Below are 20,986 nucleotides of genomic sequence, written 5' to 3' on the forward strand. Positions count from 1 at the left end.
ACAATTAGGTGAATAAACGTATTCATTCATTTGGATTTTAAGTTTAACTACTGATACCGTTTGTGCTCAACTCTATATAGATTGACATTAAATGGAGTTGGCAAAATCACATATCATCATTGTAGCTGAGCGTACTCCGCGGGCAAAGTATTTCGAAAGTTTGATTAAGGAAGAGTATCACAATTCAGCCAGTGTGGAAATTACTTCTTACGACAAACTGTTTGATCTGGATATGAATTCAGAAAATGTACTATTTGTAATTGATTTGATGGATTTCGAACGGTCAGCTTTTAATATCATCGAGAAATTAAAGACAAAATATTCATCAGCTAAAATTCTCGCACTGCACATCTATCAATCGCAAGAATTGGTAACACCTTTGTTTAAAAAAGGTGTTGACGGCTACGTTTCAAGTGACCCAACCAGGAAGGAATTTTTCAGAGCTATGGGACATGTTCTAAATGGTAAAACATACAAACCGAATTTTACGGAATAGGTGTATTGCGTAGGTGCTATTGAGATAATACTACGTTATTTCTGTTAAATTTAAATTAAGTGTTCGGCGTCTTATATGTTAGGCTCGAGGCCATTATCTTACTTAGAATAATGGATCAGAGCGGGACAATAGAGTAAGTTTTCAAGATATGAATAAAATTAAAGATGCAGTCTTTGATGCGCTACCGGGTGCGGCGGCAATAGTATATGAAGATGGTGAAATTGCGGAGACCAATAAAAAGTGGGAAAATGGAAAAGACGTATTTCACCAACTGGGTTTAGCTCAACCGGGGAGTAACTATTTCGAGCACTGTCAGCGAGCTGTTGAAGCCGGAGATGATTATGCCTTGAAAATTATATTTGGACTCCGGGGTATTTTTGATGGAGAAAAAGAGTCGTTTGAATTGACAATGCCCTGCCCTGAGGAAGAAAGTCGGCCTAAAAAAAGTTGGTGTAAACTTTCTATTACACTATTAGAGGGAGACAAACCGAGTGTTTTAATCTTTTTTGAGGATGTGAGTAAAAACATGAGTGTGGTTCGTGCACTTCGTGAATCGGAAGAGAGATATACACAGCAGTTCAAAAACTCAATGTCCGGAATTTTAATCTCGTCTCCTGATGGTGAGATTTTTGATGCTAATCCGGCTGCCTGCAAAATTTTGGGATATTCGAGAAGTGAATTGAAAGAGGGTGGCAGACCTTTAATCATGGATCCCGCTCATCCTACAAACAAAAAAGCTCAGAAAATCAGAGAGAAGAAGTCGGTTTATGAAGGTGAGAAAATCTACATCCATAAATCCGGAAAAGAGCTGACTGTTGAGGCTTCATCCGTTCTTTATAAAAATGAAGATGGTAAACTCCGTTCTCTGAACACGTTCAAAGATGTGTCAGGTCAGCGGGAAACCCTGAAGCAGTTAGAGCACGAGAAGATTTTTACAGAGGCGGTTATTAACAGTATACCCGGCACGTTTTATGTGCTCGACAGTGAGATGAATATGGTTAGGTATAACGATGCCATTATGGAGGATCTGGGTTATACAAAAAATGAAATTGAAGAGAATAATGCACTACTGTTTTTCCCGGAAGATGAGCATGAAAAAATTGTACGATCCATTAAAGAAGCATTTGAGGTTGGTTCAACTCACATTGTTTCAAAAGTAATTTCAATGAATAATGGGATCAGGGTTTACCACTTTTTGGCTAACAGATTTAAAACAGATGAAGGTGAGTTCATAGTTGGAACGGGTACAGATGTAACGGACTTAGTGGAAATTGAAAAGGAGAAGGACAAAAACTATGACATGCTTTCCCAGCTTTTTGAAAGTTCTCCACTTGCAATGGCGATGTTTAGTCCGGATGATAAAATTCTGAAAATCAATAATAGTTTTACAGAACTGTATGGATATACAAAACTGGATGCCGTTGGTCAGAATGTTCATAAACTGCTGATTGAGGGTGACGAGTTGGACGACGCTGAAGAAATCAGTGAAAATGTATTTTCCGGCCAAACATACACCGAAGAGGTTGTGCGGTTTACCAATACCGGTAAAAAGCTTTCGATTTTAATGAGTGCTATTCCAATTGTTCATGAGGGTAAAGTTGAAGCAGCATACGTTATTTATGTTGATCTGACGGATCAGAAAAAACTGGAAAATGACCTTCAGAAATCACTCGGAGAGAAGGAAATACTTCTGCAGGAGGTTCACCACAGAGTGAAGAATAATCTTGCAGTTATGGCCGGGTTGATTGACCTTCAGATTATGGAAGAACCGGATCCAAAGGTGGAGGTCAAGCTGAATGAAATTCGCAGCCGGATTTTTTCCATCGCTAAAATTCATGAAAATCTATACAACAGTGAAAGTATGGTCAGTATTCAGTTTGATGAATATCTAAAGACCATTATGGAGGCACTGCCGCAAAAGGGTTTGCTGGGATCCGGTGAGCTCGAGGTTACAATGGACACAATTCCTTTGATTTTGAATCTGAATCAAGCGGTGCCTTTTGGCCTTGCAGTAAATGAATTAATGAACATCCTGTTTTCAAAGGATCTGAAAGGGGAAAACTTATCTCTGAAACTCAAAAGAGATGAGGAACGTATCACCCTGATATTTGAAGGAGATGCACTGGATGTGAGCCTATTTGAGCGAAATGGAAATACTGAATCATTTCCGAGTCTGTTGATCAGTATTTTCTTATCCCAGATTAAAGGATCGATGAAATTTGACCAAAATGAAAAAGACCGATTGATATTAGAGTTTGAGCAGATGGATGTAAAAGGCTCAAGCAGCTCATTGACATCAGAACAAAGTTCTTTACTGAATTAAATACACTTTGAAATTTTAAAAAAAGATATGCGAGTTCTCATTATAGAAGATGACATGATTCTGGCGCTAAGCCTTGAAATTATGTTGAAAAAAATTGGTTATACCGAAGTTAAGAAAGCTCATACCGGCGAAAAAGCTCTTGAGACGATCGTTGATTTTGAGCCTGATTTAATGCTGGTTGATATTTTTCTGGGTGCAGGTATTTCAGGAATTGATGTGGTAAAGAAAGTGCAGGAGAACAAAGATGTTCCGGTGATTTATATCACGGGTAACTCGGACGATTATCACCGCAAGCAAGCCGATGAAACAGACTATTTAAGCTATCTTGTTAAGCCTATTACTTTTACAGAATTAAAGAAAGTACTGCAAAAAGAAAAGGCTGGTTCATAATCATGTCCAGCTTGAATGATGTTCCAGTGAAGATTGAGAAGAAAAGAATTGAGGCTCTTTACTCCTACTCTATTTTGGATACAGCTCCCGAAAAAGAGTTTGACGATCTGACCAAATTAGCAGCAGATATTTGTGATGTGCCGATTGCAAGAATCAATTTAATTGATAAAGATCGTCAGTGGGCGAAATCTATCTTGGGAATGGAAGAGGATACCCGTGAAGTTGCCCGGGAAATTACCGTATGTCAGTACACGGTTAAACAAAATGAAGTACTGGAAGTTAAAAACCTGTCTGAAGATCCTCGATTTAAAAACTTCTCTTACGTAATTCATGACCCTAAACTAAGATACTACCTCGGTGCCCCCCTTCTTAACCCGGAGGGATTTGCTGTTGGAGCTCTTTGTGTTTTGGATTACAAAGAGAGAGAAATGTCAGATAAGCAGAAAGAGCAACTTCAGATTTTAGCCGGAGAAGTGATGGCCCGTTTGGAACTTCGTAAGCAGAATCAAGAGCTGCAGAAGTTGAATGAGCACAAGCTTAAGCTTATGAAAATGCTCAGCCATGATATGAGATCTCCATTGAATGGGATTATTGGCATGAGTAATATGCTGGGTGAGATTGTTGAAGGAGAAGAGGAGAGAGAGATGATTGAACTTCTTGAACAGAGTGCCATGCAGTTGAACCAAATGGTAGATGAGATACTTAGCTATTCACTGATGGAGTCGAAAGGGTTTTCTTTGAATTTAAAAGAGGTGGATCTGGATGAAATATCTAAATCTATGAGACGTCTCTTTAAACCCGTTGCCAAATCCAAGAATGTACATTTGATCATTAACCTCGAAATTGAAAAGCGAGTCTGCTTAGATAAAGATAAATTTGAACAAATTTTCGGCAACCTGCTTTCTAACGCGATTAAATTTACCAGGGCCGGCGGACAAGTAAAATGTGATCTTTCAATGACGGACGGTTCACTACAGCTAAATGTAGAAGATAGCGGCATTGGAATGGATAAGTCGACTGTTTCAGACCTGTTTCAAAATGGGACAGCTGCTCCAACTGGTGGAACCTCCGGCGAAAAAAGTACCGGGTTAGGTTTAGCGATCGTTAAATATTTTGTAGATCTTCACGATGGATCGATTGATGTTTCAAGTAAGCCGGGCGAGGGAACTGAATTTTCAATCAACATTCCATTAACTGAAGATTGTAAATAAACTACATTGATCATTGAGTCAAAATAATTACCTCGAAGACAAGGCAGATGTTTTTAAAAAAGCTGAAGAGCTTCTAAAGAAAAAAGATTTTAAAATTATTTCATCCGATAAAGATCGACCCTGGGGTGGATTTTTTGTGATAGAAGAAGATCAGGCTTCTGCATTCATTGAGACATTCTTTCCTGATTTAAATGTATCGAATTTTGCTCAGTTCAAGAAATTAAGCCCCAAGCTTTTGATGGTCGCTCCAGAAAAAAGATTGAGCTGGCAGTATCACTATCGCCGTTCAGAGATTTGGAGAGTGATAGACGGAACAGTTGGTGTTATTGTGAGCCAGACTGACGAACAGACTCCCCTAAAAACACTTCATACCGGTGATACAATCAGGCTCGAGCAGGGTGAGCGCCACCGGCTTGTCGGGCTGGATGAGTGGGCGATCATCGCTGAAATCTGGCAGCATATTGACCCGGAAAACCCTTCAGATGAGAATGATATCGTGCGTCTGGAAGATGATTTCGGGAGATAAAAAGCTCTTTCTTGCGTTGCCGCGGCGATTAGAAAGATTGTTTTAAGCTTTAATATTCCATTCTTTACGTATATAAAGATTTATATACTCTATTACCTCAATGTTGGACGTTAACACATGTATGATCGCGGAATATCTATATCCTTTATCGTTTTCATAGCGTTTACAGCAGCGATATCGCTTCCAATTGTGGCCCATTCACAAACCGGAATTGGTGGCGGCCTGGATATTAGAAGTGAAGCTCCGACAAGCGGCTACAGCTTAAGGCTGGAATACAGAGTTTTAAAACTGCCGCCAGTTGCGGATTTAAGAATCAGGGTTCATGGCAGCTACTTTTCTGAAACAAAAAAAGTGAGTTACGAAATGAACGGTTTAAGTACGGATGTGTTTGAGGAAAAATCGGCATTTGATGTTGGGAGTGCGGCATTGGCAGGGTTTAATCTCGGCCTGATTAAGCCTTACACAGGTATTGGATTAGGCTTAGACAGTTCAGAGTTTGTGACTGCGCGTTCATTGTCAAATCCAAACAGATTGGAGGGAATCAATGAGGAAAATTTGTTTTGGAATCTGTTTTTTGGAGCTGAATTAGATCTGATTCCCTACGTGAAACCCTTTTTTGAATATCGATTTATACAGCTGGTGAAGCCAAAAAATATCGACTTCAAAGATTCTGAAAGATTTTCTATGGGGGTTATGCTTAGATTTTGACTCTTATAGTTAGTGAGGCAGTGTTTTTGTGAATTACGTATTTTACAGTTTCTGAACTGTTTTTAAATACCAAATGTTTATTATTAATATAAATAACCGTGAGTAACTGTTTATGGCAAAAGTGGATACAGATATCCGCGAACAGATTGATGAGTTCAAACTTGATAAACAGCAGCAGACTGAGCTGACTGACCTTCTGAACCTATGCCATGATTCGCTGGATGAAGTTGATGATAATCTTATTACAAGGGCATTTAAGCTTTGTTGTTTGTCTCATGAGGGTGTGAATAGAGCTTCAGGAGAACCCTACTATCTTCATCCGGTTGAAGTTGCCAAAATTATGGCCGGTGATTTTAATATTGATGATGAATCGGTAACCGCAGCACTTCTGCACGATACAGTTGAAGATACATCTGTTACGTTGGAGCAGGCAGAAGAAGTGTTTGGGCCTATTGTCAAAAACCTCATCGACGGTGTGACAAAAATTTCCGGAGTATTTGAAAGCCGGGATACAAAACAGGCTGAAACCTTCATGAAGCTGATCCTATCCATGGCAGAGGATATCAGGGTTGTGCTGATTAAGTTTGCCGACCGTTTGCACAACATGCGGACTATTTCCGCGCTGCCACGCCAGAAACAGCTCAAAAAAGCCACTGAAACAATGGAGTTGTATGCTCCACTGGCGCACAGATTCGGACTGTTTAAAATCAAGAATGAATTTGAGGATCTCTGTTTCAAAGTTATAGACCCGAATTCGTTTAAGTTTATTGTCCGTAAGCTGAGAGAAAAAAGAGACGCCCGCGAAGAGTTTATTGAAAAGTTTATGGATCCGATTCAAAATGAACTGAAAGCTCAAAATTTTAAGTTTGAGATCAAGGGTCGGCCAAAGCATATCTACTCTATTTATCGGAAAATGCAGCGTCAGCAGAAGCCGTTCGAAGAGATTTATGATCTTTTTGCTATCCGGATCATTCTGGAAAATCCACACCAAAAAGAGGATTGCTGGAGGGTCTATTCAATCATAACCGACAAGTACACCCCGATCCCCAAACGATTTCGAGATTTTATCTCCGTACCGAAGGCCAATGGTTACCAATCACTTCATACTACAGTAATTACCAAACAGGGACGTAAAGTAGAGGTGCAGATTCGTACCCGGAAAATGGATGATATTGCCGAACACGGAGTAGCGGCACACTGGAAATATAAAGAGGGCAAAAGCGGTGGCAGTGAAGAGCTGGACAAATTTGTGCATTGGGTGCGCGATGTATTAGACAGCCCGCGACCGGACGCTGCTACAGAATTTGTAAAAGATTTTCAGCTCAACCTTTACCAGGATGAGATTTATGTTTTCACGCCCCAAGGTGAATTAAAAACCCTGCCGAAAGGTGCTTCCTGTATCGACTTTGCATTTGAAATACACAGTGAGATTGGGGAACGTGCGGTTGCTGCCAAAGTAAATGGAAAGATGGTGCCCCTGCGCCAGAAGTTACACAGTGGCGATCAGGTTGAAATTATTACCGGAAATAAAATTAACCTCAATGCAGACTGGATTGAGGATGTTGTGACTCATAAAGCGAAAGCCAGGCTCCGCCAGTTTATCAAGCAAAAAGAGGTGAAGGTAGCTGAAGAGGGGCGTGAGCTTTGGGAGAAGAAAGCTGCAAAAGGGAAAATCGAGATTACGGATCAGGATTTGATGAAAGTAGCCCATCGGTTCAAATTCGAGAATACCCAAGAGATGTTTTATGAAATCGGAGCCGGTGCATTTGATGTTCAAGACCTCTATAAGGTTGTTAAAGAGCTGAAAAGTAAAGGCCGGATTGAATCGGATGAACAGGATGACAAAGCTATAGATGAAGACAAAATTCAAGAAAAGTATATTTCAACAGCGCGTGCTGTAGGTGATACAAAGGCGCTGCTTGTTGAAGGTGAGTTAAGTGGTGTTAAATACAGCTATGCTAATTGTTGCAATCCAATACCCGGTGATGAAGTCATAGGTTTTATCAGTCGAGATGGCGATGTAAAAGTACATCGGTCGAACTGTAAAAATGCTCATCACCTGATTCGGACAGACAGTGAACGAATTATAGATGTAAGCTGGGCCAAAAATATTGATTCTCAATTCCTCGGCGCAGTCAGGGTTATTGGGGAAGATCGTGTTGGGTTGGTAAATGATATTACTGAGGTGCTCTCTAAATCACTGAAAACCAATATGAAAAGTATTAACGTGAGCAGCGAAGGAGGAATGTTTGAAGGGATACTTACTATATATGTGAGCGACCTGAAACACCTCGAAGAGATCATAAACCGCCTTGAACGTATTGAGGGAGTTAAAAATGTAATGCGTTACGAATAATCAAAGGTTTGTGTCTTGCGATTGCGTAGGCGTTTTTACGTATTTAAATTTGTTTGATTCACCTATTTTTATTTTCAAATCTTTTATTAATAATTGTTTGTAGATATGATACATTGTTAAACGTGTATTAGGAGTGAAAACTATAAAACAAAACAAGAAGATGGTGACTTATACAAAACGTGATATCGTGCGAACAGTAGCCGACCAAATGGACGTTCCGCTCAATCAGTCCGAACCGTGGGTAGATGCTGTTATAGATGCTCTAAGAAGTAAAATGCTCGCTGCAGATCCTACTTGCAGGATTGAACTCCGTGATTTTGGTGTATTCGAAGTTAAGGAGACAAAAGCCAAGCCAAAGGCCAGAAACCCAAAAACAAATGAAGTTATTTATGTGCCTGCACATAGAAAAACTCATTTCAAACCAAGCAAACGCTTGAAAAAGTTTCTGAAACAGCCACTTGAAGAAGTAAAGAAGAAAAGTAACAAATAAGTGATTGGCTGATTTTGGCAGAATCCTCGGGATAGATGTAGGCGGGAAGCGTGTTGGCATTGCCAGAACTGATCTTTTAAGAACAGTTGCGAATCCTGTGGGTACATTTTCTCCCGAGGAATCTTTTATCGAAGTTGAGAGACAGATCAGAGAGGAAGGACCTTATAAAGCCATTGTTGTGGGGTGGCCATTAACACCCACCGGCGAACCCACAAATGCAACTCATCTTGCCCAGGATTATTATAATCATCTGAAGAAACGCTACAAAAATCTTGCAATCCATAAAATGGATGAACGTTACTCATCCAAACAGGCAATGGAAGCGATGATGGATGCGGGAGTATCAAAAAAACGCAGGGAAAAAAAAGGCAGGTTGGATCAGGCATCTGCAGCCCTTATTTTACAGCAATTTCTTGAAGCGTATCCAGAACTATAGAATTTATGTCAGTTTTACCCATTATCACCTACAATGACCCGGTTTTACGAGAAAAGACTCAGCCGGTAAAAGAGAATACGGAAGAGTTGCAAACATTGATTGATGATATGTTTGATACCATGTACAATTCCAGCGGAGTGGGACTTGCAGCTCCGCAAATTGGTAAAGAGATTCAACTCTTTGTGATGGATGCAGACGGAATCACCGAAGAGGTGGATGAGTTGAATATGGGGCCGATGGTCTTTATAAATCCCAAGATCATTGAGAAGAGTGGAGAAAAAGTGAAGCTTGAGGAGGGCTGTTTAAGTATTCCAGATGTACGGGACGATGTTGTTCGCCCGGACAAAGTGGTTGTGGAGTATCTGGATCGGGATTTTAAAAAACAGACGGTTACCGCTACCGGGTGGGTTTCGCGTGTAATTCAACACGAATACGACCACCTTCAGGGCGTCTTGTTTCTGGACTATTTGAGTGCGTTTCGGAAACGGTTGCACAAATCTCTTCTAAAGAAAATTGATAAAGGCACACTGGAAATTGAATATCCGGTTGTTTCTAAAAGCTGATCTATACGAAAGATGAAAAGTTTGCGAATTGTATTTATGGGATCGCCCGATTTTGCGATTCCATCTCTTGAGGCTATTCACAATTCAGATCATAAGATAATTGCTGTAGTTAGCAATCCGGATAAGAGGCGCGGCCGAGGCGGCAAGCCACAGCCAACCGTGGTGAAGAAAAAAGCTGTGGAGCTGGGTTACCCAACCCTTGATCTGGAAGATCCAAAATCGGACGTGTTCAAAGAAAAACTGAAAGAACTGAAACCGGATTTACTGGTTGTCGTTGCCTTCAGAATTCTTCCGAAAGATATTTTGGCGATTCCCACCATCGGTTCTATCAATTTACATGCGTCTCTACTGCCTAAATATCGTGGCGCAGCCCCGATTCACTGGGCAATCATCAACGGAGAAAAAGAGACAGGGTGCACCGTATTCTTTTTGGATGAAAAAGTGGATACCGGTGAAATTATTGGAAGGTTTAAGACAGAAATTGGTCCGATGGAAACCACCGGAGATCTTTACAATCGTTTAAAGGTGAAAGGAGCAGATTTGTTGAAACAGTGCATCGATCAGATTGCTGAAGGGAATGATCAACGAATGGCTCAGAACCATGAGGACGCGACCCCGGCGCCCAAACTATTCAATGAGAACACAAAAATAGATTTCAGCGAATCGGTTGAAAATGTGCACAATCTGATCCGAGGATTGAATCCATTTCCCACCGCCTGGTGCATGTACGATGATAAAAAGTTGAATGTACATCGCTCCAAGCCCGGGCCCATGAAGAAAACGGGAGAACCGGGTGAGCTTGTTGAACTGGACGAGGGACTGTTTGTGCAGTGCAAGGATGGTTTGCTGCAGCTGAAGGAGCTGCAACTTCCCGGAACGAAGAGATTCTCAGGCCTGGATTTTATGAATGGTTACGATACTTCTGTAGTTTTAAAATAGAAGATACTCTTGAGCGGACAGTTTAATTTAAAAATGCGCGAAATCCCTATTGCTTTAAAGTGATTTATTTTAGATATACTGTTCAGAATTAACAGGGATACACTTTCTCAAAAGAAAACATATTTATAATTCAATTACTGCATCATTATGGAGCTTTCGCCACTACTAAAAGCCGCAAAAGATGGAAATTTAAACGAGGTTCAAAATCTCCATGAGAAAGGAGAGGATCTTAATCAAACTCACAAGAATGGCAATACAGCACTGATCTACGCTGCAGAAAATGGCCATTTGGATGTGATTAAATATTTGATTGAAGAGGGAGCTGATCCGGCTGTGCAGACTAAAATGGGCGGTACTGCACTGAACCGTGCTGCCGAAAGTGGAAGTACATATATCATAAAGTATCTGTTGGATAATGGTACTCCAATCGGTGATCTTGCTCTGATAGTTGCTGCTCGCGAAGGAAATACAGACGCGGTTAAGTTACTGGTGGATGCAGGTGCGGACGTAAATGCACAGCAGCGGTGGGGACATACCGCAATAATGCTGGCTGCAAGAGAAGGTCATTCTGAAGTAGTGAAACTTTTGATTGAAAAAGGAGCCAATGTCCGACTGAAAGATAAAAATGGCGATACGGCTTTGAACATTGCCCTGGATAATGACAACGCCGATATAGCAATGCAGTTAAAACGGGCCGGAGCAAAAGCTCAAATTAAAAAGAAGGTTGCCCCGGTTATTGAAGACGATGAAGATGACGACACGGATGTTGACAGCGTTGATGAGCTGATGTCGGGCGATGATGAAGATATTCCTGATGAAATGGATTTGGATGATTAAGAATCGGTATTCACTGTTGATCAGATTCAAAAGCCTTCGGAGAAATTCGAAGGCTTTTTTAATTTTGGGCCATAATTTTAGCCATATAAAATTATGAGGTAGAGTGGTCAAAATTTTGGAAAAGCGCTCCCACCCTAAATTTATAAAAATGAATAGCGTAACTTTGATGAATTAATGGATTGAATGAATCTAAACCATTATTTTATTGTTATAAATACTGCAAACCAGCAGTTAATTTAAAATGAAAAGGAGCAAAAATTTATGGCTAAAGTAAAAGTTGGAATTAATGGGTTTGGGCGGATCGGCCGACTAGTAATGCGATCCATCCTGAAATATCAGAGTGATGAAATTGAAGTTGTTGGAATAAACGACTTGACGGATACTGAAACACTCGCCCATCTGTTTAAATACGACTCTGTACATGGTAAGTTTGATGGAGAGGTTCATGCTGATGGAAATAACCTGGTTATTAACGGAAGTAAAATTGGAGTTACCGCAGAGCGTGATCCTGTAAACCTAAAATGGGGCGAACGCGGTGCAGAAGTGATTGTGGAATCCACAGGTATTTTCCGTGATGATAAAGGAGCTGCCAAACACATCGAAGCCGGTGCTAAAAAAGTAATTATCTCTGCACCCGGTAAAGGTGATCTTCAAACCATTGTTATCGGTGTGAATGATCATGAACTGGATAAAAGCAAAACCGTCTACTCTAATGCAAGCTGTACCACAAACTGCCTTGCTCCCATGGTGAAAGTGCTTGATGATGCCTTTGGTGTAGAGCAAGGATTTATGACAACCATTCACGCCTACACAGGCGACCAGCAAATTGTTGATGGTCCGCATAAAGATCTTCGCAGGGCTCGTGCTGCTGCTGCCAACATCGTACCTACAACAACGGGTGCTGCCGCCGCTGTTGGATTGGTGCTTCCACATCTCGATGGTAAACTGGACGGTATGGCCGTTCGAGTACCTGTTCCGGACGGATCACTGACAGACTTTACTGCATTGGTAAGTAAAGATGTTACTGAGGAACAAGTTCAGGAAGCTTTCAAGAAAGCTGCAAGTAGTGAAATGAAAGGAGTTCTTGAATATAGTGATGAGCCGCTTGTATCCACGGACATTATTGGAAATCCACATTCCTGCATTTTTGACAGCTTATCTACCAAAGTAGATGGTAAGATGGTGAAAATTGTTGGTTGGTACGACAACGAAGCCGGATACTCTGCACGAACTGCGGAACTGGTTACAAAAATAATGTAGTCTGTTGCAGACTCTCAGATGTTGAATCTGTACGAAAGCCCGTATATAAACTATGCGGGCTTTTTTTTATTTTTAGAAGAGATTATTACAAAAGTGAGGACGAACACCCACGTTAATAAATAACCTGTTATGAAAAAATTATCGACTATTTTATCTATTCTGATTCTTCTTTTTTCAATAAACACCCTGATTGCTCAGCCGGTAGAGATTGACCGGGTTGAGCCGGAAAACTGGTGGATTGGGTTTGAGGAGTCTGATCTTCAGCTTTTGATCTATGGTGAGGATATTCAATCCGCAATTCCGTCTGTTGATTACCCCGGGGTAACCATTGAGCGTGTAACACTTGTCGACAATCCCAACTATCAGTTTGTGACATTGAGGATTCATGATAAGGCTGAACCGGGAACTGTGGAGTTGTCATTTCAAAGAGACGGAGATACAACAACCATACCTTATGAACTGAAAGAGCGGAGCAGTGATACAAACCGGAATCAGGGTTTCGACTCTACGGACTTGATCTATCTTCTGATGCCCGACCGGTTTGCAAACGGTGATCCCGGAAATGACAACATCGAGGGAATGCTGGAAGGTGTGGACCGATCCAATCCGAATGCACGTCACGGTGGAGACATCCAGGGAATCATCGATAATCTGAATTATATCAAGGATCTGGGAATGACGGCGGTCTGGTTTACTCCGATCCTGGAAAATGATATGCCGCCGGAGTATGGAGCGTATCACGGATATGCGGCAACCGATATGTACCGGGTTGATCGCCGTTTCGGAAGCAATGAAAAATATCTGGAGCTGATTGATAAAGCCCACGATATGGATTTAAAAGTGATTATGGATATGATTCACAACCACGTGGGGACCGAACACTGGTTTGTGAAAGACCAACCCACATCCGACTGGGTGCACGATATTGAAGAGAAAGGGACAACTAATTTCAGAGCCGCAACCGTGATGGATCCCTATGCTTCCGATTTTGACTACAGCGCGATGGTACAGGGTTGGTTTGTGGTGGATATGCCTGATATAGATCAGCGGAATGAATTAGTGGCAAATTACCTGATTCAAAATACACTCTGGTGGATTGAATACTCCGGAATTGACGGAATTCGAATGGACACTCATCCGTATCCCTACAAAGAGTATATGGCTGAGTGGAGCCGGCGCGTTCTGGAAGAGTTTCCCGATTTCAATATGGTGGGTGAAGCGTGGATGTCTAACCCGCCGTCAACCGCGTACTGGCAGACCGGCTTCCCGAGCTCTGACGGTTATGAGAGCTACCTGCCCAGCGTAACCGATTTCCCGCTATACGATGCAATTGCCGCCGGGTTGAATGAAGATGAATCCTGGGATACCGGGATTTACAGGCTGTATGATGTTCTGAGTCAGGATTTTCTGTTCCCTGATCCAAACCTGAATGTGATCTTTCCGGGAAATCACGACCTGGACCGGATTTTCTCGGTGGTAGGTGAAGATTACGGCAAGTTTAAAATTACCCTCAGCTTTGTATTGACCACCCGCGGAATTCCTCAGCTCTACTACGGTGATGAAATTTTGATGACCGGCGGTGGTCCGGACGGGCTGAAGCGGAAAGATTTCCCCGGCGGATGGGAAGAGGATCCGATCGATGGATTTACCGAGGAAGGACGAGAGGAGCTGGTCGAAGAGACAGGATTTCCGGTTGTGGATGCTCATGAGTTTTTAACACGGGCAGCCAACTGGCGCCAGAATCAGGATGTGATACACAGCGGGGAGCTGACCCACTTCATTCCTCAAAACAATGTCTATGTCTATTTCCGACATAATGATGACAAAACCGTGATGGTGGTTCTGAATGCGAACGAAGAGACTCAGGAACTGGATTTAGCCAGATTCTCAGAACTTCTGGATGGTACTTCATCCGCCTATGATGTTGTGAGCGATCAAACCGTTCAGATCGGAGAAGTACTGGAAGTATCCGGAATGGATGCGATGATTCTAGAGCTTGAGTAAGATGAGCTAAAAAAAGTAAACTCCCGAAAAGTCCCCCTTCGACCTGCCTTTCGAAGCTTCAGCGAAGTGAGGAGGGGGATTTAGGGGATGACTTTTTGAGTTTTGTTTGAAAGTAGAGCTTCCCCTCCTTTTCAAGGAGGGGCCGGGGGTGGTTGAGAAAAGAGAGAATGATTTCATAATGATAACTGAGCTTAATAACCTGTTTTAAGAATCCGTTCCTAAAAGGCATAAATCGAAAAAATTTGAAACTCAATTATTTTAACCTCCCCTTAATCCCCTCCTTGAAAATGGGGGGAGATTTGCTTCTCATTCCAAACATAACGCTACTACCTTGACTCACATCTCAATATCAAAGACTATTCAACTATCTCGAAGCTGCTCGATATGGTTGCCGTCTTCTCCAGGGTTTTGGTTACAGAGCAGTACTTGCCAAGGGATAGGTCAATCGCTTTTTCTACCTGCTTGGGGTCCAGATCTCCCTTAAAAATATAGTGTAGGTGGATTTCAGAGAACTCCGTGTAGGTTCCTTTCTTGATTCGCTCACCGGTCACTTCAATTTTAATGTCTTCCGGATTCTGGCGCTTCTTTTTCAGGATTCCGATGATGTCGATAGTTGAACATCCGCCGGCTGCCGCTAAAAGCATCTGCATGGGCCTGAAGCCACTGTTGTTACCACCAATGTCATCCGAACCATCCATCTCCAGGCTTACTCCATCTTCGTTAGTGGCTTTCATGTGAACGTCATCATTCAGGCGCTGAATCGTAATTTTCATACTGTTGTGAAATAGGTTTGATTAAAGATTTTGTGGTCTGAAAATACCGAATTTTCGTGAGGGATGGCAGAGAGATTGGTGGGTGGATGTTTTGGGAGTGTGTTTAAGGGTAGACCGCATAAAATTTTTATTTGGCGGATTATTCGGGTGTTGCACTATCATAAGTTGGTAATTTACCCGACAAAATGTTGTTTTTGTTTGCTTTGAGGGATTGATTGGTTTATTATCTGGCAGCAGACGTGCAAATGCACTGCCGGTAAATACATGTTTACCTCATTTTCCTCAATCTATGATATCTGCCTTGTTTTGAGTAGATTTACGATATTAACTACAAAATTCTACCAAAATGAAAGACTGGAGAAAACGCATAACGACAAATCCCGATCAATGTGGCGGCAGGCCATGTATCAGGGGCATGAGAATTCGTGTCGTTGACGTATTGGATCTGCTCGCAGCCGGACTCAGTCATGAGCAGATTTTGGAAGAATTGCCTGACCTGGAAAAAGATGATATTGAAGCATCCATCAAGTATGCCCGAGGGAAAATTGATCATCCAGTAGTTGCGGCATGAAGCTTTGGATTGATGCACAACTCTCACCTGCTATTGCCGCGTGGATCAACCTTACATTTAATGATATAGAAGCAAAGTCAGTTCGTGCCCTTGGTCTTCGTGATGCAACAGATCCTGAGATTTTTGAAAAGGTAAAGAAAGCAGATGCAGTTGTCATGAGTAAAGATGATGATTTCATCCAGCTTATTGAGCAAAAAGGTACACCACCAAAACTTATCTGGGTTACTTGCGGTAACACTTCGAATGCTAAAATGAGAGAAATTTTGTCGACAACGTTTCTAAAGGCAAAAGAGCTTTTAGAAAGTGGTGAGAATATCGTTGAAATCAGTGATAAATAAGGTTAACAAAGTGATTCAAGCGGACGAGTTTTCATTTTGAAGTTTTGGAAAATTACTCGTCCGGCCTGTTAGCCGGCTAATCCGTTAAGTATCATAGCAGCAATAAAGCCCGTACTACATATTCCTTGGTAGCACTAAGTCAGTCCGTACTCCCATCAAGCTGGTTGGCAATTCAATCTTTGAGTAGTACTTTAGAGTTGGAAGAACAGTTCTTTAAAAAAAAAGGAGATCTGACAACTCTTAATCTCATCGCTCATCAATGAAAAAATCAGCTTCCCGGAACAGGTTAGATCAAATGTATACTGAGGCATTTCAGCAAAACTGGGAGAGTCTTCTTTTTACGGATTATGGTGGTCAAACATCAACATATGGTGAAGTGGCCAATCAGATTGAGGCGCTAAAAGTCACCCTGAAGAAGGCGGGATTAAAGCCCGGGGATAAGATTGCGATCTATGCTCGGAACTCATCAAACTGGGCCACAGTATTTTTCTCTATTATGGCATTTGAAGGTGTGGTGGTTCCGATTCTTCCTGATTTCACGCCCGAAAATGCTCACCACATATTAGAGCATTCCGGCGCTAAAGCACTGTTCGTGGCAGACTCTCTCTATGCAAACCTGAACAAATCAGAACTGAAAGGATTAAAACTCACGATTTCCACGGATGATTTCAGAATTCTGAATGGCAAATCGAAATCCTCGGACAAATCGGCTATAGATCCATCACTGAAGGTAGAAAAAGAGAATTTTTCATTTCCCGAACGGGGTGACGAAGATCTGTTGATTCTTTCCTATACATCGGGATCGATGGGGTTTTCCAAGGGCGTGATGCTTCCGGTGCGAAGCATTGAATCAAATATTATCTATGCGCGGGAGAATATGCCGCTTAAAGCCGGCGACCGGATTGTCTCCATCTTACCCATGGCACATATATTTGGGCTGGCTTTTGAGAATCTGTTTCCGGTTTCGCTGGGGTGCCACATTATGTTTCTGACCAAAGTACCCACTCCACAGATACTGCTGAAAGCACTTGGAGAAGTAAAACCTCATCTCATTTTGCTGGTTCCGCTGATCATAGAGAAGATCTATAAAAAGCGAATTGTGCCGTCACTTGAAAAACCGGCGGTCAAAGTACTGTTAGCCATACCGGGAATCAGAAACCTGATCTATAAAAAAACGCGGAAAAGCCTGATCGAAAGCTTTGGAGGAAATTTTCATGAAGCGGTAGTTGGCGGAGCAGCGTTAAGCCCTGAAGTGGAAGCCTTTTTCAGAAAAATCGAATTCCCTTTTACGATTGGCTACGGGATGACCGAATGCGGGCCGCTGATCAGTTATGCACCACACGATGAGACAAAGAAAGGATCATCAGGCAGGTTGGTCGACCGGATGGAAGTAAGAATAGACAGCGAAGCTCCATATAAGGATCCCGGTGAAATTCAGGTAAAGGGCCGGAATTTAATGCTGGGTTACTACAACAATAAAAAAGCCAATGAGCAGGCGTTTACAAAAGACGGCTGGTTTAAGACCGGAGACCTGGGGATCACGGATGAAGAGAATTTTATCTTCATCAAAGGACGCAAAAAAAATATGCTGTTGGGACCGAGCGGCCAGAATGTATATCCTGAGGAGCTGGAGTCGCGGCTTATGAATTTTCCGTTTATTCAGGAGTGTGTGATTATTCAGCGCAATAACCGGTTGGTGGCTAAGGTGTACCCAGATGCCGAAATGATGGCGTCGACCCGCACTAAAGAGGAAGATCTTGAGGATATCCTGGAGAAAACGCGTCGCTCCTATAATGAAGCTGTAGCCTCATACGAGCAGCTGTCGGCAATTGAACTTGTGGACCAAGAGTTCGAAAAAACGCCAAAGAAAAATATCAAACGCTTTTTGTACACCTGATTGTCTTGCAGAGCTACGCAGATGAATCCGCGGAGTTTCGAAGAAATTCTGAGGTGAAATGGGAGATAATCTTTAAGCTACAGTAGCATTGGAGAATGGACTTCCCTAAATTTTGAATGGGATTACGGAGATTTAAAAAACAATCCATCAAAGACAATCAACTACTTCATCATGGATAGAAAAGAGTGGTTACTCAAAACCTCACTGTTTACAACAGGAAGTTTAGTAATGGTGAGTAATCCATTATCGCCTTTTGTGGGATGGGCAAAGCGAGCAAACGGCCCCATACCTGTAGAGATTAAAGAAGAAAATGGTTCATTTCAAATATACAGAGGCGGTGAACCGTACTACATCAACGGGGCCGGAGGGGGCGGGCATCTCGAACTCCTGGCATCTATCGGCGGAAATTCAATTCGAAGATGGAGTACAGGACCGGATACTATGAATCTGTTGGACAAAGCTCACAGTCTTGGAATATCCGTTTGCCTGGGACTGAATATGGGCAAAGAGCGGCACGGTTTTAATTACGACGATAAGAAGGCTGTATCATCCCAATTGACAAGAATGCGCGATGAGGTTTTGAAGTATAAAGACCATCCTGCTGTTCTGATGTGGGGAATTGGCAATGAGCTGGATCTCAACTACACAAATCCTAGTGTGTGGCATGCGGTAAATGACGTTTCAAAAATGATACATAATGAAGATCCGCACCATTTAACCACAACCATGATAGCCGGTATAAATCAGGAGAAAGTAGATCATATTAAAGAGAAATGCAGCGATCTGGACTTGCTGTCCGTCAACACGTACGGAGGCCTGACAGCACTTCCCGAAAATGTAAGAAAGTATGGCTGGGATGAAGCTTATATAGTTACTGAATGGGGGCCAACAGGCCATTGGGAATCTCCCCGCACCGAATGGGACGTTGCTATTGAAGAAACATCTACGGTGAAAGCAGAACTTTATAAGGATCGATACCAAGCTTCAATGGGATCTGACAGTGAAAAGTGCCTGGGATCGTATGTCTTTTTGTGGGGACAAAAACAGGAGAGGACGCATACCTGGTACGGAATGTTTATGGAAAATGGCGACCCGATAGAGGTGGTTGATTCTATGCAGTATAATTGGACCGGAACGTGGCCGGAAAAACGAGCTCCCGGTATTGATGACTATCGGCTTGACGGAAAAACAGCTCTCGATAGCATCTACCTGAAGCCGGGTCAACAGGTTGAAGCAGAGGTGCTTCCATTAATTCGATTTTCAGAAAATGTAAGGATTGAGTGGGAAGTTTTTCATGAAAGCACCGACTTGAAGGATGGCGGTGACCGGGAAGAGAAGCCTCCGAAGGTCCATGGTCGATTGAGTCAAGGAGAAGGGACTACAGTTCGGCTCATTGCTCCGGAAAAAGAGAGCCCATACCGCATCTTTGTTTATTTGAAAGACGAAGAAATTAATCGTGTGGCTACTGCAAATATTCCATTTTACGTGCGCAGTTAAATTCAAGTCTGTTCAATTGTATTAAGCGATAGAGTGTAAAGATGTTGAGGGAAATCATTTCGATTTCTCTTTTTAAGCTAGTTTGCGTAAAGAAAAAAATTAAAGATGAAATTGGAGAGCGTTTAAAAAAAAATTATATATTTTCTGTGATGGCACACGTACTGCACACCCCAATTTAAACATCGGGAATGGAATAATATGATGAAAGACACCTTCAAAGCTCAGGAAGAGATGAATAATGTTATTCTGGACAGTATTGGTGAGGCCGTTATTATTATTGAGCCGGGTGGGAGAATCATTAGAAATTGTAACGCTGTAACAGAAGATCTGTTTGGCTACAAGAAAAGTGAATTGATTGGCCGGGAAACCTCGATCCTGCATGTAAGCCGTGAACATTACCGTCAATTTGGGAAAGAGAGTGAAGCCGTTCTGAACCGGGGTGAGGTTTATAAAGGTGAATTTCAGATGAAAAGAAGAGACGGGGGCATCATTGATACCTACCATACGATAAGCTCCCTGCATAGAGAACTTGGTTGGGAAGAGGGCGTAGTAAGTGTGATTAGGGATATTTCGGAGCAAAAAAAAACAGAAAGGCAGCTGCAGAGTAATTTGAAAGAGCGCTCCATACTGTTGGGTGAGATGCATCACAGGGTAAAAAATAATTTAGCTATTATAGCCGGATTGCTCTACATGCAGATTGAAGCCTCCGTTGATGAAAAGGTTGTCGAAAGTCTGAAAACGTCCTACTGTCGACTTCAGTCCATTGCTCAGGTTCATGAACAGCTCTATAAAAAGGCTGAAATGGATGCAAATATATCCCTGGATTCTTATCTGAACCAAATGGCAGAAAGTGTTGATGAGGTCATCATACTGCCGGACAAAAATATTACGATCGACATTGATTGTGGAAGTATCACCATTCCCCTGCTACAGGCTGTGCCCCTCGGCTTACTTCTGTCAGAATTGCTGGTCAATGCCTATAAACACGCTTTTGAAGGTAAGGAAGAAGGGCATATTCAAATAAAAGCCGGGTCTAATCAAGATCAGTTGTTGATCGAAATATCCGATGATGGAATAGGATTACCGAAAGACTTTTCAATAGACTCCTCTTCCATCGGAATGGGTATTGTTCAGACGCTTGCAAAACAGCTCGACGCAGATTTTTCATACTCCTCCATACCGGGAGAAGGAACTACCTTTTTAGTATCATTTACCTTAAATGACTAAATCAGTCAGCCATTTATTCTGACTAATCAAACCGCTTCATCTCCGGATATTGGAATTTTTATATCAATGAGAGACTAAAATTTCTAAAGGATTCTACCAGGCGAATCAGAATAGATTATACGTGAGTTATGCAGGTTACAGACT

20 protein-coding genes are annotated in these 20,986 nt (G+C 42.0%); 19 read left to right on the forward strand and 1 reads right to left on the reverse strand.

The genetic code is table 11. The features are described from left to right. Positions 1-91 precede the first annotated feature (91 nt). From CWD77_RS08320 to CWD77_RS08385, 14 genes are all read left to right on the forward strand, one after another. The gene (locus CWD77_RS08320) at positions 92-496 is read left to right on the forward strand and encodes a response regulator (protein ID WP_101073107.1); all 405 of its coding nucleotides are present in this window, start codon (positions 92-94) and stop codon (positions 494-496) included. Positions 497-644: 148 nt separating this feature from the next. Then, positions 645-2,819, forward strand: coding sequence for a PAS domain-containing sensor histidine kinase (locus CWD77_RS08325; RefSeq protein WP_101073108.1), 2,175 nt, complete (start codon positions 645-647; stop codon positions 2,817-2,819). Between the two features lie 27 nt (positions 2,820-2,846). After that, positions 2,847-3,209 (forward strand): response regulator, encoded by a 363-nt coding sequence (locus CWD77_RS08330; RefSeq protein WP_101073109.1) that lies wholly within the window; start codon positions 2,847-2,849, stop codon positions 3,207-3,209. Between the two features lie 2 nt (positions 3,210-3,211). Continuing rightward, entirely contained in the window at positions 3,212-4,420 is a 1,209-nt protein-coding gene (locus tag CWD77_RS08335; protein ID WP_101073110.1) for a GAF domain-containing sensor histidine kinase, read from the forward strand. Between the two features lie 13 nt (positions 4,421-4,433). Continuing rightward, positions 4,434-4,946, forward strand: a complete 513-nt coding sequence (locus CWD77_RS08340; protein ID WP_101073111.1) for a cupin domain-containing protein — start codon at positions 4,434-4,436, stop codon at positions 4,944-4,946. Positions 4,947-5,063: 117 nt separating this feature from the next. Beyond that, positions 5,064-5,654 carry a hypothetical protein gene (locus CWD77_RS08345; RefSeq protein WP_101073112.1) on the forward strand — a complete coding sequence of 197 codons (591 nt, stop codon included), beginning with the start codon at positions 5,064-5,066 and terminating at the stop codon, positions 5,652-5,654. Positions 5,655-5,766: 112 nt separating this feature from the next. After that, entirely contained in the window at positions 5,767-8,010 is a 2,244-nt protein-coding gene (locus tag CWD77_RS08350) for a RelA/SpoT family protein (RefSeq protein WP_101073113.1), read from the forward strand. A gap of 133 nt (positions 8,011-8,143) precedes the next feature. Then, positions 8,144-8,500 (forward strand): HU family DNA-binding protein, encoded by a 357-nt coding sequence (locus CWD77_RS08355; protein ID WP_240596741.1) that lies wholly within the window; start codon positions 8,144-8,146, stop codon positions 8,498-8,500. A 4-nt stretch (positions 8,501-8,504) separates the two neighbouring features. Further along, the gene (gene ruvX, locus CWD77_RS08360; protein ID WP_101073115.1) at positions 8,505-8,936 is read left to right on the forward strand and encodes a Holliday junction resolvase RuvX; all 432 of its coding nucleotides are present in this window, start codon (positions 8,505-8,507) and stop codon (positions 8,934-8,936) included. Between the two features lie 5 nt (positions 8,937-8,941). Continuing rightward, entirely contained in the window at positions 8,942-9,499 is a 558-nt protein-coding gene (gene def / locus CWD77_RS08365; RefSeq protein WP_101073116.1) for a peptide deformylase, read from the forward strand. Between the two features lie 12 nt (positions 9,500-9,511). Next, positions 9,512-10,438, forward strand: a complete 927-nt coding sequence (gene fmt, locus CWD77_RS08370) for a methionyl-tRNA formyltransferase (protein WP_240596742.1) — start codon at positions 9,512-9,514, stop codon at positions 10,436-10,438. A gap of 147 nt (positions 10,439-10,585) precedes the next feature. After that, positions 10,586-11,275, forward strand: a complete 690-nt coding sequence (locus CWD77_RS08375; RefSeq protein ID WP_101073117.1) for an ankyrin repeat domain-containing protein — start codon at positions 10,586-10,588, stop codon at positions 11,273-11,275. Positions 11,276-11,536: 261 nt separating this feature from the next. Beyond that, positions 11,537-12,535 (forward strand): type I glyceraldehyde-3-phosphate dehydrogenase, encoded by a 999-nt coding sequence (gene gap / locus CWD77_RS08380; protein WP_101073118.1) that lies wholly within the window; start codon positions 11,537-11,539, stop codon positions 12,533-12,535. A 129-nt stretch (positions 12,536-12,664) separates the two neighbouring features. After that, positions 12,665-14,539, forward strand: coding sequence for a glycoside hydrolase family 13 protein (locus CWD77_RS08385; RefSeq protein WP_101073119.1), 1,875 nt, complete (start codon positions 12,665-12,667; stop codon positions 14,537-14,539). Positions 14,540-14,895: 356 nt separating this feature from the next. Here CWD77_RS08385 and CWD77_RS08390 read toward each other — a convergent pair whose 3' ends face one another. After that, the gene (locus CWD77_RS08390) at positions 14,896-15,312 is read right to left on the reverse strand and encodes an OsmC family protein (protein ID WP_101073120.1); all 417 of its coding nucleotides are present in this window, start codon (positions 15,310-15,312) and stop codon (positions 14,896-14,898) included. Between the two features lie 346 nt (positions 15,313-15,658). Between CWD77_RS08390 and CWD77_RS08395 the strand changes: the two genes are divergently transcribed. From CWD77_RS08395 to CWD77_RS08415, 5 genes are all read left to right on the forward strand, one after another. Further along, on the forward strand, positions 15,659-15,883 hold the full coding sequence (locus CWD77_RS08395) for a DUF433 domain-containing protein (protein ID WP_101073121.1): 225 nt from the start codon (positions 15,659-15,661) through the stop codon (positions 15,881-15,883). Further along, positions 15,880-16,221 carry a DUF5615 family PIN-like protein gene (locus tag CWD77_RS08400; RefSeq protein ID WP_101073122.1) on the forward strand — a complete coding sequence of 114 codons (342 nt, stop codon included), beginning with the start codon at positions 15,880-15,882 and terminating at the stop codon, positions 16,219-16,221. Before CWD77_RS08395 ends, CWD77_RS08400 begins: the two co-directional genes overlap by 4 nt. 259 nt (positions 16,222-16,480) lie before the next feature. After that, positions 16,481-18,118, forward strand: a complete 1,638-nt coding sequence (locus CWD77_RS08405) for an AMP-binding protein (RefSeq protein WP_101073123.1) — start codon at positions 16,481-16,483, stop codon at positions 18,116-18,118. Between the two features lie 171 nt (positions 18,119-18,289). Further along, positions 18,290-19,615: a glycoside hydrolase family 2 TIM barrel-domain containing protein gene (locus CWD77_RS08410; protein ID WP_101073124.1), complete on the forward strand. Its 1,326-nt coding sequence runs from the start codon at positions 18,290-18,292 to the stop codon at positions 19,613-19,615. Positions 19,616-19,813: 198 nt separating this feature from the next. Then, positions 19,814-20,842 carry a sensor histidine kinase gene (locus CWD77_RS08415; protein WP_101073125.1) on the forward strand — a complete coding sequence of 343 codons (1,029 nt, stop codon included), beginning with the start codon at positions 19,814-19,816 and terminating at the stop codon, positions 20,840-20,842. Positions 20,843-20,986: the final 144 nt, after the last annotated feature.

It is taken from the genome of Rhodohalobacter barkolensis, from assembly GCF_002834295.1.
GTDB classification, from domain to species: domain Bacteria; phylum Bacteroidota; class Rhodothermia; order Balneolales; family Balneolaceae; genus Rhodohalobacter; species Rhodohalobacter barkolensis.